Origin of the sequence: Streptomyces sp. SA15 (genome assembly GCF_002291145.1) — a bacterium.
Taxonomy (GTDB): Bacteria; Actinomycetota; Actinomycetes; order Streptomycetales; family Streptomycetaceae; genus Streptomyces.
In genome coordinates this window covers 23,925-38,517 of sequence record NZ_NTGE01000173.1, presented here as the reverse complement: position 1 = coordinate 38,517, position 14,593 = coordinate 23,925, and the positions used below count along the sequence as shown (strand labels likewise).

Sequence of the window (14,593 nt, the reverse complement as noted above, 5' to 3'; positions counted from 1 at the left end):
CGGCACGGCGCTCCAGGAGCTCCCGGTACTCCCCGGCGGGCGTTCCTGCGAGGTGGGCTTTGAAGCGGTCGGCAAGCGCGACTTCAGCCTTGCGGACCTCACGCAGTGCCGGAACGAGCATGTCTGATGCTGCGGCCATCACGTTTCCTTCGGCTAGTCCGATGCTCGGCATGGATCGACCGGTAACCGGCCCCTGTCCCACAGTGACCGCAAATGACCACTTCCGCATCTTCACGCCCGCCGGGCACACCCGCACGAGGGGGCGGCCGACTGCGCCAAGGAGGCGGTGAGTTCGACGAGTGTCCGGGTCCGGGCGACGTGACGGGGTCTGACCTGACCGTCCTGCTCCGGCGAGGCGGCACGCCCACCCCAGAATCCGCCCCGCCGCAGTGGCGACGGCTGTGGCGCGCAAGGCGTTCCCGGTGGCCTTCCACACTGTGGCGCGGAGCAGGCGCCCGCCGTCCAGCGGTACGGCGCCGGTAGCGGGCCGACAAGGTCGGCCCGGATGTCAAGCATCCACGGCCAGGCTGGAATAAGGCTGTCTGCGTGCGCTGCGGGAGTGCTGCCGATGCAAGAGACCTTTCGGCGTGCGCGTTACTCCGTTCAGCCCCACACTGAGGGGACCCGGTTTCATGCATGAGGTAACTGCGGGTGACCAGCAGACGCGCGGCCTGAGGGGCAGCGTTCTCGCGAGCACATCGAGCGAGATCCATCCGGCCACAGAGCCGATCACACTCCCCTCGGGAGGTCCCGTGATCTTGATAGCCCTGCTCCTACCGGTCTTCATGATGCTGTTGATGCTCGCTCTGGAGGCGTTCGAGAACCTCCTGTTCCCCCCTGCGGAGCCCCCTCGACAGCCCGGCCGCGTTGAGCGATCGAGGGCGAGGCGGAACGTCGAGTCAGGAGGAAGCTAGGCGGTCGAAGGCCTACCCACAAAACGGGCTGTCGGCGAACTGTCCGCGGCAGCCACCTGCGAACCGACGGTCGGTATGGATGGGGAAGCCGCCCCGAGGCCTGTGAGGGTTCAGGTCCCGGGACGGCATCCGTGGGCACCCGTGGCGCACGGGTGCCGGTCAGTCAGCCCGAGGTGCGTTCTTGGGCGGCGGAGATGACCTCCTGGCGCCGACGGTGGCTCTGTTCGTACGCCAGCACCTGGCGGGCCACGCTGGGGGAGACGTCGTGCAGCCGTGCGGTGATCTGGTCCGGGTCCATGGCGGCGTAGCCGTCCCACGGCTCGCTGCCCCGCAGCTGCTCGATGGCTTCCAGGACGCGCTTGCGGTTCGCGTGCGTGCGTTCGTAGCCCTCGATCACCGTCAGTTCCGACTGGGACAACGGGCGCAGCCGCTGCTGGATCTCGTCGACGCTGAGCTGGCTGAACCGGGGAATCGGCAGCTCCTGCTCCCGGGTGACCGCACCCCGGACCTCTTCGGCCATGCGGGTGGGCTCGGGCATCTCCCGTGCCGCCCCCTCGGCTGCCCGCCGGGCCCACCGGGTGCCGCCTTGGACGACGTCGCGCGCCCGGTCGAAAGCGGCCTGCACCGCCTGGGCCGCCGCGTCGGGCAGGCCGCCCAGCTGATCTTCGCGCGGGCCGAACCCGTTGGTGGAAGCCGCCACGGCGCGGGCGTGCTGGGCGAGGCTGTCCTCCAGCCTCTGCAGCAGTTCCTCGTCCTGGCGGCGCAGTGAGCCGAGCAGATCGGCGGTGCCCTGGTCGTGCACTTCTTCGGCGAGGACTTCCCCGGCCCGGCACGACGCCAGCGCCCGTGCCGCAGCCGCGTACTCGTCCTCAGCGTTCAGCAGCAGCCGCCGCGCACCGGCCGGGCGCCCTCCGCGCAGCGTCTCCGCGACAAGCGTCGACCCGATCGTCAGTGGCAACCTCGCCGTGCGCATCACGCCCTGTGAGACGAACCGCGCCACGTCGAGCGCGGTGTCGAGTACTCCCCGGGGTCGTAGATCGCGGACCTGGTGCTGGATGCGTTCAAGACCGTCCTGGACCTCCTCGGCCTGGCGTTCGAGCATCTGCCTGTAGGGGCCCGGCGGCGTGACCGCCGCATCGGCCCGGAATCGGGCGAGGACTGCGGCATGAGCATGACGCGCATCCTCCAGCACCGGTACGACTGCCTCCGACATCACGGCCATGCGATTACTCCGGAAAGATAGGGGCGGCAGTCCGCCGCACACGGCGAAGCGGCTGCTCCCAGCAGACTCCACATCAGGGCAACCGGCACCATCCTGCGGGACTCGCACCAAGATCGCCCGGCGATCCGCAGTCGGCGTGTCCTGCGATCCGCTGTACATACGTTGAGGTTCCGCTGTACATACGTCGAAGTTCCGCTGTACATACGTTGAGCTCATGACGCGGGCGGCTACCGTGCCGGATCGGCCCGCCGGGTGAAAGCGACGCTGCCGGAGCGGCCGCACGTGGGACATACGGGACGGGGTGCCGTTACCGTGGCAGGCGCCTACCAGTGAACCGCCGCGGCTTCTCGATCCCTGCCGGAGTTCTGAAGGCGCTGGAGAATGAAGGTACCCATCCTGGCGCGAGCTGAAGGCGGTGGGATCGATGACGCTGCCCCTGGTCGTGGGCGTCGACGGATCAGCGGCCGGCTTCTGGGCGGCCGACTGGGCCACGGACGAGGCAGCCCTGCACGGCCTGCCGCTGCGCATCGTGCACGCCTCCCTGTGGGAACGCTACGAAGGCCCCGTCTTCACGCAGTCCGAGGAGGTTCCCTCCGAGCACGCCATCGCACAGGGCATCGTCGGCAGCGCTGCCGAACGGGCCCGGCAGCGCAACCCGGACGTGAAGGTCACGGTCGACATCGTTCCCGAGGACGCCGAGGCCGCGCTGCTGCGGGAGGCTCGCCGCGCCGCGGCCGTCGTGACCGGGTGCCGGGGCAGGGGACCGATCAGGGGGGCGCTGCTGGGCTCGGTCAGCCGTTCCCTGGCGACGCGTGCCTCCTGCCCGGTGGTCGTTGTACGAGGCACCCCGTACAACCAGCAAGGAGCCAATGGCCGCATCGTCGTCGGCCTGGGCGAGGCCGCAACGAGCACGGCGGCAATACGGTTCGCGTTCCGCGAGGCCGAAGCACGGCGCTGCGCGCTGGACGCCGTACGCGTCTGGCGTCGCCCCGCCCACAAACCCCTGGCGCATCCGCTGCTCGCCGGGGATCCCGCCCACCACTACGAGGACCAGGCATCGGCCCTGCTCGACGACGCCCTGCGCGCCCCGGAGCACGAACACCCTGACGTCCCGGTGCATCGCGTCACCGCCGAGGGCCCTGCCCACCACGTCCTGCTCACGCACTCGGCCACGGCCGACCTGCTCGTCCTGGGCGCCCCTCGACGCCACGGGCCTCTCGCACTGCCCCTCGGTCGCGTGGCGCACGCCGCGCTTCAGCACGCCGACTGCCCGGTCGCGGTGGTACCGCAACGTGAAGCCACGTCGTGAAAGCAAGCATGCCAAGGCGGACAGCGCGCACATGCCGTCAGTGCCGCAAGCATGAGCCATGGGCAGTGTTTGCGACGAAGGGCGCCGGGAGCCGAACTGGGCCGTTGGTGTGATGACGGCGCGGCGGCGTTGTGGTTCGTCTTGTCGCGCGTTGTGCAGTGTATGGAACTTCCTGGTGGTGAGGACATGCCGTCTGCGGCCCCTGCTCGGGGATTGGCAGCCGGCCTTCGGGCGGAGTGCCTCGGCGTCGTCTGTCGCCCGGGCGGGTGGGGCCGGGCTGCGATGGTCGTCTGCGCGGCGGTGACGGTCGTGGCCGCGGTGCTGCTGTCCGTTGTGGGGCGACGCGTCTGAGAGTTGAACGACGCGCTGAGGAGACTGGGGTGGGGTTGAGCGTGAGCCCCGGCGCCTGCAAGTTGCTGCGTGATCAGCTTGTCGAGGTGATCGCCTGTGTGCGCTCGCAGGCCGCGTTGGTGGAAGCGGTGGCCTATGTGGGTGAAGGCCCCCTCACTGGGGCGGCGGATGCCGCGACCGAGAGCGGCGCCCCGCAGCGGGTTTGGCGTGACGGAGAGGAGATCGAGCGACGGGAGCTTGCCGCGCGGGAGAAGATCGGGGAACTGCGCGCTCGGCTTTGAGAGTCCCTACCGCTCGCCCCGAGCCTCAGGTGCCCGGTGTCTCACCGATCTTGTCCACGACTCCGACGCCGAGCAGGGCCTCCTCCTCCGAGCCCAGGTAGTTGAGGGACTTCTTGTCGAAGACCCATGTGTCGCGGTCGTCGCGGTCCTTGAAGGTCAGGCCGATGCCCGGGCGGCCGGCCAGGTCCTTGGCGTTCTCGACCACCGAGACGCCGGGGATCTTCGCCGTGGCGCGGTAGAGCGCGGCACCCACCTCCGGAAGGAGCGTCGCGTCGTCGAGCATGTCGCCGATCATCTCGAGTGCCGCGCCGTGGTGGGTCGGGCCCTGCCCCTTCGTGTCGGCATAGATCTTCTTGAGCAGCGCGTCGGGGTCGGTGGGCAGTGCCTCCAGCTCGCGGTACGTGGTGACGTTCGGGTTGGGGGACAGCCTCATGTCTTCCGGGGTGCCCTTGGCGGTCCGATGCCCCGGGAGGTTCGGGCCCGACAGCACCGTGATCCGGGCCAGTCCGGGGCGCTTGCCGTTGACGGCGGTCCAGTTCGAGCGGCGGAAGATCTGGGTGCCGCTGTCCTCCACTTCCGTGATCTCCAGGGAGCCCTGGGTGCGGATGTAGACGTACTGGTCGTCGCGGACCGTCACGGACTTCTTCGCGGCGGCGACCGCGGCGATGCGGTTCAGGAGGTCGACCGCCTCCTGATCGGTCGTGGGGGTCTTGGATCCAACGGTGCTCACGACGACCGTGGCGGCGACCGCGGTGGCTGTTGCAAGGGGTACGGCGATCATGGCGAACCGGCGGCGGGGGGCGCGCTCTCGCGCCCCGGGCGCTGTCGTGATCTCCCGGGTGTCCTGGACTTCCTTGGTGAGCTCTCGCATCAGATGCTCCTGCAGCAGGTCATGGCGGTCACTCGTCAGGACCGGTTCACCCGGGCTCGGCAGCAGCCTGGCCAGTTCTTCGCGCTCTTCGGGGTTCATCGGTGCTTCTCCTGTGTCGACCGGGCCGCTTCGGGGCGGCCACCCGGTACCTGTCCGGCGCGAGGGTGGAGTCTCGGTTTTTCTTGATGGGACGGGACAACCAGCGGTCCGGGGGCCCTTGGCCCGGACGGGCTCTGCGATGACCGCCCGCCGGACGCACGCCGGGCCAACTCCGTCTCAGCCAGGCGCCGCAGGCGCTGCCTGGCACGGGCGAGCCGCGACCGTACGGTGCTGGGCGGTACGCCGAGGGCCTCGCCCGCAGCCGCGTAACTCAGCCCTGACCAGACACACAGGGTGAACACCTCACGCTCGGATCTGCGGAGCCGGCCGAGCGCGGTGCGGGCAGCGGCGAGCCGGTCGGCGTCCGCCATGCGGCCGACGAGTTCGTCTGCGAAGTCGGGCACGGTGTCGAGGTCCGCCGGGCGGTCCGGGAGCCGGGCGAGCGCGGCGCTGTGCCGACGGGCGGCTCGGCGGGTGTTGCGCAGGACGTTGGTGGCGATGCCGTAGAGCCAGGGCCGCAGGCCGTCGCCCTCGGGGAGCCCGGCGTCTCCTTCTGGAAGGGCCTCCAGAACCACGGCCTCGGGTCTCAGCTTCTCCCGCAGCCGCCACGCCTCCAGGAACGTCAGGGACACCACATCCTCCGCGGCGCCCCGGTCTCCGGTCAGTCGGGCGGCATGGCTGTACACGGCCCGAGCATGCGCACCGAAAAGCTCGGCAAAGGCCTCCGGGTCACCGGCCCGTATCCGGTCACGTAACGAAAGTTCCACAACCAGCCCTGTCCGCTCGGCACCCCTCGTCTCTGTGGCGGCGCTCACACTACGTACGTTCACTACGTACGTTCGTAAGAAGGCGATATCCGCATCGCCCCGCTCTTGAGCTTCAAGTTGGCGCAGTTCGCGGCCGCCGACGACGCCTGACGGGCCGTCGATCCGTACCGAAACAATCGCGCCCGCACCGTTGACGGCACTGCCCGGATTGCGCTTCATTATCGGGGCACTCGATGTCATCGCTGACATAAGTCAACGATGACACCCCTGGTCGACGGCGTGGACGTCGGCGTCGGCCTGGGGTGTCACTTTTCGGTCCGTCCGCGCCGGGGCCGCAGTCACCGCTGCGCGGACGGCCGCGGGACAAGGAGACACCATGAGCTCTGTACGCGTATCCCGGCATGCCCGCGTGCGGTTGATGGCGGCGGTGGCGACGGTCTGCGCCCTGTCGGCAGCCCCGCTCACCCCGCAGGCCGTCGCCGCCGACACCCCGACGTACACGGAGACCTACAGACCCCAGTTCCACTTCACTCCGCAGAAGAACTGGATGAACGACCCCAACGGCCTCGTGTACTACAAGGGCGAGTATCACCTCTTCTACCAGTACAACCCGAACGGCAACTCGTGGGGCGACATGTCCTGGGGGCACGCGGTGAGCAAGGACCTCGTGCACTGGGAGGAGTTGCCGCTCGCCCTGTCGCACGACGACGAGGAGATGGTGTTCTCGGGCAGTGCGGTCGTCGACTGGAACAACACAAGCGGCTTCGGCACGGAGAAGAACCCGCCCATGGTGGCGGTCTACACCAGCGCCTACAAGAACGGCGGCAAGCAGGCCCAGTCGCTCGCCTACAGCACCGACCGAGGCCGCACCTGGACCAAGTACCAGGGCAATCCCGTGATCGACATCGGCTCCACCAACTTCCGTGACCCCAAGGTCCAGTGGTACGCGCCGACGAAGAGCTGGCTGATGACGGTGTCGCTGTCCGCCGAGCACAAGGTGCGGTTCTATTCGTCCAAGAACCTCAAGGACTGGGAACTGCAAAGCGAGTTCGGACCGGCCGGTGCCACGGGCGGCGTGTGGGAGTGTCCCGACCTGTTCCCCCTCGCGGTGGACGGGGATCCGAACAACATCAAGTGGGTCCTGGTCGTCAACATCAACCCCGGTGGTATCGCGGGCGGTTCGGCCGCCCAGTACTTCATCGGCGACTTCGACGGCAAGAAGTTCACCGCAGAGGACAAGGGCACCTACACCCCGCCCACCGGTGAGGTCGTCCAGGACTTCGAGGGCGCCGGCTTCGGTGAGTGGACGACGACCGGAACCGCGTTCGGCCAGGGACCGGCAGCCGGGGCGGTGGACGGGCAGGGGGCTGTCGAGGGCTTCGACGGCAAGGGCCTCGCCAACAGCTTCCACGCAGGTGACGGATCCACCGGCACGCTCACCTCCCCCCAATTCACCGTCGACAGTTCCTACCTGAACTTCAAGATCGGTGGCGGGCGGCATCCGCACGAGGCCGGAACCGTCATGGACAGGACTCCGCCCGAAGGCACGGTCCTCGCCGACTTCGAAGGCGGAACCTACGGCGACTGGACGGCGACCGGAGAGGCCTTCGGCACCGCACCGGCCATAGGCACCCTCCCCGGCCAGCAACAGGTCTCCGGCTTTCTGGGAGACGGGCTGGCCAACACCTTCCTGAACGGCGACTCCACCACCGGCACCCTCACCTCACCCGAGTTCACCATCGACAAGAAGCACATCAACTTCCTCATCGGCGGCGGCAACCACCCGGCCGGCTCCGCCAACCCCACCGCCGTCGAACTCCTCGTGGACGGCCAAGTCGTCCGCAGCGCCACCGGAAAGGACGCCGAGGCACTCAACTGGGCCTCCTGGGACGTCAGCGACCTAGCCGGCAAGAAGGCGCAGGTAAGGATCGTCGACGACAACACCGGTGGCTGGGGCCACCTCAACGTCGACCACATCATGTTGTCCGACACCAAGGCCACGCCCGTCTCCCAGGAGACGTCCGTCAACCTGCTCGTCGACGGCGAGGTCGTCCGCAGCGCCACCGGCACCGACAGCGAGACCCTGGACTGGGCGTCCTTCGACATGCGCCCGTACGTCGGCAAGAAGGCGCAGATCCAGGTCGTCGACATGAACACCGCCGGCTGGGGCCACGTCTTGGCCGACCAGTTCACCGCCGCTGACAAGCCCGCCAAGTCCGTCGTGCAGCGCGCCGACTGGGCCGACTACGGCAAGGACTACTACGCGGCGGTGTCCTGGGAGAACGCACCGGGCGGCAAGCGCTACATGATCGGCTGGATGAACAACTGGGACTACGGCGGCTCCGTCCCCACCTCCCCCTGGCGCGGCGCGCAGAGCGTTCCCCGGGAAATGGCACTGCGCACCGTCGACGGCCGGATCCGGCTGACCAGCAAGCCGGTGGGCAGCCTGGAGTCCCTCCGGGAGGAGCGCCCGGCGACGGCGTCCGACGTCACCGTCAAGAGCACCTCCAAGCCCCTGATCGGTCCCACGGCCGAGGGCAAGGCACTCGACATCGAGGCGACGTTCTCCCTCAAGGACGCCGAACGCTTCGGCCTGAAGGTCCGCACCGGCGCGGGCGGCGAGGAGACCGTCATCGGCTACGACACCACGACACAGGAGCTGTACGTCGACCGCACCCGCTCCGGTGCCGGGGACTTCAACAGCACCTTCCCCGGCGTCCAGACCGCACCCCTGAAGGCCAAGAACGGCAAGGTCAAGCTGCGCATCCTCGTCGACTGGTCGTCCGTCGAGGTCTTCGGCGGCAGCGGCGAAGCGGTGATCACCGACCAGATCTTCCCCGACCCCTCCAGCACCGGCGTCGAGGTCTTCGCGGAAGGCGGCACCGCCACCCTCGACCACATGCAGGCGTGGCGGCTGAGGTCCATCTGGCGGTGACCAGCGAGGCGGGGCGCCGGAGCAGTTCCGTACAAACCCCGTCGCCCCGGAGCTGGAGCAGCAGTTCGAGCTCCATGCGCTCCAGCTCCGGGCCGCCGCCGGTGCTCAACGCACGTCACGGATGCGTGGCCAGCGGGTCGAGGAACGTCAGTACGGAGGCGTCCTCCTCGATCAGCGGGGTGAGGGCGGCGTTGAACGGGGCGCCGTACGGGGCGTCCAGGTGTGCCTTGAAGGCGTCCTCGTCCCGGTAGACCTCGAAGATCCAGTAGGCGCGCGGGTCGGCCGCCTTGGTGTAGACGTCGAAGGCCAGGTTGCCTTCCTCTTCCCGCACCTTCAGGGCGTAGTCCCGGATCAGGCGGGCGACCTCGTCCTCCGCTCCCTCTCGGGCGGTGAACTCGGCGAGCAGGGTTTTCGTCATGGTTTCGGGTCCTTGTCAGTAGGTGGAGTCGAGGTGGTCGACGTACGGTCCTTCAGGCGTCGGCAGCGATCGCCGACTGCGCCAACCGGTCCTGCCACGGCGGGTTCGGGCCGGCAACCGAGCAGGTCAGGGCCGCGACCTTCGTGGCGAACAGGCAGGCTGCCTCGACATCGTCGATACGCAGGTCCGTCAACCTGCCGCCGAGGAGTCCGCGGGTGCCGAGGTGGTGCAGCAGTCCGGCGGTGAAGGAGTCCCCCGCACCGACCGTGTCGACGACCTGCGTCGCCACCGCGGGCACCCGCACCCGCTCCCCGTCGAGCGAGGCCAGGGCGCCGTCGGCGCCGCGCGTGATCACGACGAGCCGCGCCCCCGCCTCATGCCAGGTGTCGCACGCCTGCTCGGGCGGCGTCCCGGGCAGCAGGAGATCCAGGTCGTCCTCGCTCAGCCGCAGCACATCCGCGAGGCGGCACCAGTGCGCCAGCCGGGCGCGGTAGACCTCGGGATCCACCAGGAGCGGGCGGACGTTGGGATCGATGCTGATGGTGGCCCGAGGCGCGGCCGCTGCCAGGAAGTCCTCCACCACCACCGCCCCGGGTTCCTTGACCAGGGCCAGTGACCCGGTGTGCACACAGGCGGTGTCGGCCAGGTCCACGCCGGTCAGTTCCGCGCTCGTCCACTGCCAGTCGGCGGTGGCCTGCGCGTGGAAGGAGAACGTGGCCTGGCCCTGAGTGTCCAGCTCGGCCACGGCCAGCGTGCTGGGCTCAGCGGCCTGGACGGCGTGCGACAGGTCCACGCCGGATGCCTCCAGGTGGGCCCGGAAGAGGCGGCCGAACACGTCGCCCGACAGCCGCGCGAGGAAGCGGGCCGGGGTGCCCAGCCTGGCCAGGGCCACCGCCGTGTTCGCGGGTCCGCCACCGGGCAGCACGCGCAGGGCGAGTTCGTTCCGGGCACTCACGGGTGCGGTGAACGCGTCCGCGACGCACTCTCCCAGGACGGTGATCTGACGCGGGTTCATGGCTGCTCTTTTCTTGGAACGCGTGGGCGGAAACGGGCACGTCGCGGGCAGCCGTTGAACGGTTTCGGGCGGGCGACGGCCCCGGGCGTTGCCGATTTGTGACGAGTGCAAGGCATTGACGTTGCCGGGGACCGGAGTCCATCATCCTCGCCAAGCAGTGTCAACGATGACATAAGTCATCGATGACACCTCGGGACGGCATGCCCCGATGCCGGCCGCTCGCCCGCGATCCCGCAGGAGTTGTTCATGTCACGCATCTCTCGTCTGCCCTCCTCCTTGCTCAGAGCCGCTGCCTGCACGGGTGTCGCAGGCCTCGCCCTGACCGCCTGTGGATCCGGATCCGGATCGGGCACCGCCAGCACCGGATCGGGCAGCGTCAAGGTCGGTCTGATCACCAAGACCGACACCAACCCGTTCTTCGTGAAGATGAAGGAGGGCGCGGAGAAGGCCGCCAAGGAGAACGGTGTCGAACTGTCCACCGCGGCGGGCAAGTTCGACGGGGACAACGCCGGTCAGGTCACCGCCGTCGAGAACATGGTCGCCGCCGGGGTGAAGGGCATTCTGATCACGCCGAGCGACTCCAAGGCGATCGTTCCGGCGATCGAGAAGGCGAAGGCCAAGGGCGTTCTGGTCATCGCCCTGGACACCCCGACCGACCCGGAAAGTGCGGTCGACGCCCTCTTCGCCACCGACAACCTCAAGGCGGGCGAGCTGATCGGCCAGTACGCCAAGGCCGCCATGAAGGGCAAGTCGGCGAAGATAGCCACCCTCGACCTCGCGCCGGGCGTCTCCGTCGGCGTCCAGCGGCACAACGGTTTCCTGAAGGGCTTCGGTGCCACCGACAAGGACGTCGCCTGTGCCCAGGACACCGGCGGCGACCAGGCCAAGGGCCAGACCGCGATGGAGAACTGCCTGCAGAAGGCGCCCGACATCAACGTCGTCTACACCATCAACGAGCCGGCCGCGCTGGGCGCGTACACCGCACTGAAGGCCAAGGGCCGGGAGAAGGACGTCCTGATCGTCTCCGTCGACGGCGGCTGCACCGGCACCCAGGCCGTCAAGGACGGCAAGATCGCCGCGACCTCGCAGCAGTACCCGTTGAAGATGGCCGCCGAGGGCGTCAAGGCCGTCGCGACGTACGCCAAGGACGGCAAGAAGGCGTCGGGTTACACCGACACCGGCGTCACCCTGATCACCGACAAGGCGCAGGACGGCGTCACGTCCAAGGACACCGCCTATGGCCTGGAGAACTGCTGGGGCTGAGCCGCCGACGTCCAACTGCCGCCGTAGCTACCGCCGTAGCCGCCGCCGTTCGAAACCCCTCAGCGGGGCGGCCGGCCCCTCCTCCCCGACCGGGGACGGCCGCCCCCTCGTCCTCTTGCCGTCCGACAACGACTGACCAGGACTGACCAGGACTTATGTCTTCCGACAAGGACTTCGTGTCTTCCGACAAGGACTTCGCATGACTGCCACGTCCACGCCACCGTCCACGTCCACGCCGTACGCCGAGCTCAAAGCACCGACCACGGTCCGCAGACTGCTCACGCAACCGACCACCGGACCACTGGCCGCCCTCCTCCTGGCGTGTGTCTTCTTCTCCGTCTCGACCGACCAGTTCCTCACGGGCGGGAACTTCTCGCTGATCGTGCAGCAGGTCATGGTCGTCGGCACCCTCGCCATCGGGCAGACCCTGATCATCCTCACCGCCGGCATCGACCTGTCGTGCGGCGCGGTGATGGCGTTCGGCAGCATCGTGATCGCCAAGATGGCGGCCGAGGGCTCCCTGCCTCCGCTGGTCGCGATCGCGTTGGGCCTGGTCGTCTGCGGCGGCTTCGGCCTGCTCAACGGGGCGCTGGTGCAGAAGATCCCGCTGCCGCCGTTCATCGTCACCCTCGGCATGTTGAACGTGGCGTTCGCGCTGACCCACATCTACTCCGAGGAGCAGACCGTCACCAACCTGCCGGGCCCGCTGACGGCGCTCGGGCAGACCTTCCCGCTCGGCAACACCGACATCACGTACGGCTCGCTGGTCACCATCGCCCTGTTCCTCCTCCTCGCGTACGCACTGAGCAGCACCAGTTGGGGCCGGCACGTCTACGCCCTGGGCAACAGCCCGGAAGCGGCCCGGCTGAACGGCATCCGCACCTCCCGACTGACCATCGGCGTCTACACCGTGGCCGGCATCCTGTACGGCATCGCCGCCCTGCTGCTCATCTCCCGCACCGGCGTCGGCGACCCGCAGGCCGGGCAGACCGACAACCTGGACAGCATCACGGCCGTGGTCCTCGGCGGCACCAGCCTCTTCGGCGGCCGCGGCTCGGTCCTGGGCACCTTCATCGGCGTCCTCATCGTCGGCGTCTTCCGCAACGGTCTGCAGCTCATGGGCGTCGCCTCCATCTACCAGACCCTGATCACCGGCGTCCTGGTGATCCTCGCGGTGACCGTCGACCAGATCTCCCGGAAGAAGGCCCGATGACCGCCACCGGCACCCCCACCCCTGTCCTGCAGGCCCGTGGCCTGGTGAAGCGGTACGGCCAGGTCACCGCCATCGACGGCGCCGACTTCGACCTGATGCCCGGCGAGGTCCTCGCCGTCATCGGCGACAACGGCGCCGGCAAGACCAGCCTCATCAAGGCCCTCACCGGCGCGGTGACCCCCGACGCGGGCGAGATACGCCTGGGCGGCGAACGCATCACCTTCTCCGGACCGCAGAGCGCCCGCGCCCACGGCATCGAGACGGTGTACCAGGACCTTGCTGTGGCCGCCTCCATGGACATCGCCTCGAACATGTTCCTCGGCCGCGAGCTGCGGCGCCCCGGCATCCTCGGCAGCGCCTTCCGCATGCTCGACAAGAAGCGCATGCGCCAGGAGGCCGCCGAGCACATGGCCGACCTGAAGATCGGCCTGCGCTCGCTCACGCAGGCGGTCGAGACCCTCTCCGGGGGACAGCGGCAGGCCGTCGCGGTCGCCCGCGCCGTCGCCTGGGCCCGCTCCGTCGTCGTCATGGACGAGCCCACCGCCGCCCTCGGCGTCAAGGAGTCCGGACAGGTCCTGGACCTCATCCGCCGCGTCCGCGACAAGGGCATGCCGGTGGTCCTGATCAGCCACAACATGCCGCACGTCTTCGAGATCGCCGACCGGATCCACGTCCACCGGCTGGGTCGGCGCGCCGCCGTGATCAAGCCCTCCGACTACTCCATGGCCGAGGTCGTCGCCATCATGACCGGCGCGCTCAGCATCGACGAGGCCGGAGATACTGTCGTAGCGGATTCCGAGGCCGCGAAGGCCGCCGGAGTACAGGCCACCTGACAGCGCAACCCGCTCCCGCATGTTCCGGCCGAGGCCGCGGCCGGAACCCGAGAGCACCCAGGAGACGGTTTCCTCCATGGCAGCGAGCCGCCGCCCCACCTTGGCCGACGTCGCCCGAGAAGTAGGTGTCAGCGCCAAGACGGTCTCCCGTGTCCTCAACGAGGACGGACCCGTCTCGACGCAGACGCGGGAACAGGTACTCGCCGCGGTGGCCAAGCTCGGCTTCCAGCCGAACCTCATGGCCCGCAACATCCGCGTCGGCGGCCCGGACACCACCATCGGCCTGGTCATCCCCGACCTCGCCAACCCCTTCTTCGGAGCCGTGGCCCGCGCCATAGAGGACACGGTCGGCGAACGCGGACTGACCCTGCTCATGGGCTCCTCCGCGGACGACCCCGACCGCGAACGCGCCCTGACGGACAAGTTCCTCGCCCGGCGCGTCAGCATCCTGGTCGTCGTGCCGTCCGTCGGCGCCGACCACTCCCACCTCAAGTCGCACCGCACGGCGGGGCTGCCCATCGTCTTCCTCGACCGACCAGGAGTCGGCCTGTCCACGGACAGCATCGTCAGCTCCAACCGTGCGGGGGCCCATGACGGTGTCGCCCACCTGATCGCCCACGGGCACCGCCGCATCGGATTCGTCGGCGACCTGCCCGTCAAGCTCTACACCCGCCGCGAACGCCTTGCCGGATACCGCGCGGCCCTCCAAGAAGCCGACATCCCCTACGACCGCTCGCTCGTCGCCAACGCCCACGACCAGCCAGGCGCCGAGGCCGTGACCGCCCAACTCCTCGAACTGGCCGATCCCCCCACCGCCCTGTTCGCCGGAAACAACATCACGGCGCTCGGCATCGTCGCCGAACTCGCGCGCAGCAAGCGCAAGGACGTAGCAGTCGTCGCCTTCGACGACGTATCACTCGCCGAGGCACTGGAACCGGCCCTGACCGTCGTCGCGCAGGACCCCGAAGAACTCGGCCGCAGCGCCGCGGCCACCGCCCTGGCCCGGCTCGACGGCGACCGCTCCCGGGCTCGCACCATCACCGTTCCCACCCGGCTGATCGTCCGGGGCTCGGGGGAGCAATCCGCGCCCAAGCGGTAGGCG

Annotated in this window: 12 protein-coding genes; 7 read left to right on the top strand and 5 right to left on the bottom strand. The window is 69.1% G+C overall.

The genetic code is table 11. From position 1 onward, the window contains the following. Positions 1 to 1,077: 1,077 nt before the first annotated feature. Positions 1,078 to 2,136, bottom strand: coding sequence for a hypothetical protein (locus tag CLM62_RS38485; RefSeq protein ID WP_095754528.1), 1,059 nt, complete (start codon positions 2,134 to 2,136; stop codon positions 1,078 to 1,080). Positions 2,137 to 2,560: 424 nt separating this feature from the next. Between CLM62_RS38485 and CLM62_RS38480 the strand changes: the two genes are divergently transcribed. After that, the gene (locus tag CLM62_RS38480; protein WP_095754533.1) at positions 2,561 to 3,445 is read left to right on the top strand and encodes a universal stress protein; all 885 of its coding nucleotides are present in this window, start codon (positions 2,561 to 2,563) and stop codon (positions 3,443 to 3,445) included. Between the two features lie 380 nt (positions 3,446 to 3,825). Continuing rightward, entirely contained in the window at positions 3,826 to 4,077 is a 252-nt protein-coding gene (locus CLM62_RS38475) for a hypothetical protein (protein WP_095754527.1), read from the top strand. A gap of 25 nt (positions 4,078 to 4,102) precedes the next feature. Here the strand turns inward: CLM62_RS38475 and CLM62_RS38470 are convergent, their stop codons facing one another. Beyond that, positions 4,103 to 5,047, bottom strand: coding sequence for a CU044_5270 family protein (locus CLM62_RS38470; protein WP_095754526.1), 945 nt, complete (start codon positions 5,045 to 5,047; stop codon positions 4,103 to 4,105). Next, positions 5,044 to 5,814 carry an RNA polymerase sigma factor gene (locus CLM62_RS38465; RefSeq protein WP_095754525.1) on the bottom strand — a complete coding sequence of 257 codons (771 nt, stop codon included), beginning with the start codon at positions 5,812 to 5,814 and terminating at the stop codon, positions 5,044 to 5,046. The genes CLM62_RS38470 and CLM62_RS38465 overlap by 4 nt, the downstream gene beginning before the upstream one ends. Positions 5,815 to 6,190: 376 nt before the next feature. Between CLM62_RS38465 and CLM62_RS38460 the strand changes: the two genes are divergently transcribed. Beyond that, positions 6,191 to 8,749 carry a glycoside hydrolase family 32 protein gene (locus tag CLM62_RS38460; protein ID WP_095754524.1) on the top strand — a complete coding sequence of 853 codons (2,559 nt, stop codon included), beginning with the start codon at positions 6,191 to 6,193 and terminating at the stop codon, positions 8,747 to 8,749. Positions 8,750 to 8,864: 115 nt separating this feature from the next. Here the strand turns inward: CLM62_RS38460 and CLM62_RS38455 are convergent, their stop codons facing one another. Together CLM62_RS38455 and CLM62_RS38450 are read right to left on the bottom strand one after the other, a co-directional pair. Beyond that, a complete protein-coding gene (locus CLM62_RS38455; RefSeq protein ID WP_095754523.1) occupies positions 8,865 to 9,167 on the bottom strand; it encodes a putative quinol monooxygenase in 303 nt (100 codons plus the stop codon). A gap of 52 nt (positions 9,168 to 9,219) precedes the next feature. Next, complete coding sequence (locus CLM62_RS38450; RefSeq protein ID WP_095754522.1) at positions 9,220 to 10,182, bottom strand: carbohydrate kinase; 963 nt, start codon at positions 10,180 to 10,182, stop codon at positions 9,220 to 9,222. A gap of 246 nt (positions 10,183 to 10,428) precedes the next feature. On the opposite strand from CLM62_RS38450, the gene CLM62_RS38445 reads away from it, so the two are divergent. The 4 genes from CLM62_RS38445 (at position 10,429) to CLM62_RS38430 (ending at position 14,590) form a co-directional block, all read left to right on the top strand. Continuing rightward, on the top strand, positions 10,429 to 11,445 hold the full coding sequence (locus CLM62_RS38445) for a sugar ABC transporter substrate-binding protein (protein ID WP_095754521.1): 1,017 nt from the start codon (positions 10,429 to 10,431) through the stop codon (positions 11,443 to 11,445). Between the two features lie 199 nt (positions 11,446 to 11,644). Further along, the gene (locus CLM62_RS38440) at positions 11,645 to 12,658 is read left to right on the top strand and encodes an ABC transporter permease (RefSeq protein ID WP_095754520.1); all 1,014 of its coding nucleotides are present in this window, start codon (positions 11,645 to 11,647) and stop codon (positions 12,656 to 12,658) included. Beyond that, the gene (locus CLM62_RS38435) at positions 12,655 to 13,491 is read left to right on the top strand and encodes an ATP-binding cassette domain-containing protein (RefSeq protein WP_095754519.1); all 837 of its coding nucleotides are present in this window, start codon (positions 12,655 to 12,657) and stop codon (positions 13,489 to 13,491) included. The genes CLM62_RS38440 and CLM62_RS38435 overlap by 4 nt, the downstream gene beginning before the upstream one ends. 76 nt (positions 13,492 to 13,567) lie before the next feature. Further along, positions 13,568 to 14,590, top strand: coding sequence for a LacI family DNA-binding transcriptional regulator (locus tag CLM62_RS38430; protein WP_095754518.1), 1,023 nt, complete (start codon positions 13,568 to 13,570; stop codon positions 14,588 to 14,590). The last annotated feature ends 3 nt before the right edge of the window (positions 14,591 to 14,593 follow it).

Excerpts from the sequence above, each read along its gene's own strand:
- CLM62_RS38485 (WP_095754528.1), bottom strand. The coding sequence starts at position 2,136 with ATGGCCGTGATGTCGGAGGCAGTCGTACCGGTGCTGGAGGATGCGCGT.
- CLM62_RS38480 (WP_095754533.1), top strand. The coding sequence starts at position 2,561 with ATGACGCTGCCCCTGGTCGTGGGCGTCGACGGATCAGCGGCCGGCTTC.
- CLM62_RS38470 (WP_095754526.1), bottom strand. The coding sequence starts at position 5,047 with ATGAACCCCGAAGAGCGCGAAGAACTGGCCAGGCTGCTGCCGAGCCCG.
- CLM62_RS38460 (WP_095754524.1), top strand. The coding sequence starts at position 6,191 with ATGAGCTCTGTACGCGTATCCCGGCATGCCCGCGTGCGGTTGATGGCG.
- CLM62_RS38455 (WP_095754523.1), bottom strand. The coding sequence starts at position 9,167 with ATGACGAAAACCCTGCTCGCCGAGTTCACCGCCCGAGAGGGAGCGGAG.
- CLM62_RS38450 (WP_095754522.1), bottom strand. The coding sequence starts at position 10,182 with ATGAACCCGCGTCAGATCACCGTCCTGGGAGAGTGCGTCGCGGACGCG.
- CLM62_RS38445 (WP_095754521.1), top strand. The coding sequence starts at position 10,429 with ATGTCACGCATCTCTCGTCTGCCCTCCTCCTTGCTCAGAGCCGCTGCC.
- CLM62_RS38440 (WP_095754520.1), top strand. The coding sequence starts at position 11,645 with ATGACTGCCACGTCCACGCCACCGTCCACGTCCACGCCGTACGCCGAG.
- CLM62_RS38435 (WP_095754519.1), top strand. The coding sequence starts at position 12,655 with ATGACCGCCACCGGCACCCCCACCCCTGTCCTGCAGGCCCGTGGCCTG.
- CLM62_RS38430 (WP_095754518.1), top strand. The coding sequence starts at position 13,568 with ATGGCAGCGAGCCGCCGCCCCACCTTGGCCGACGTCGCCCGAGAAGTA.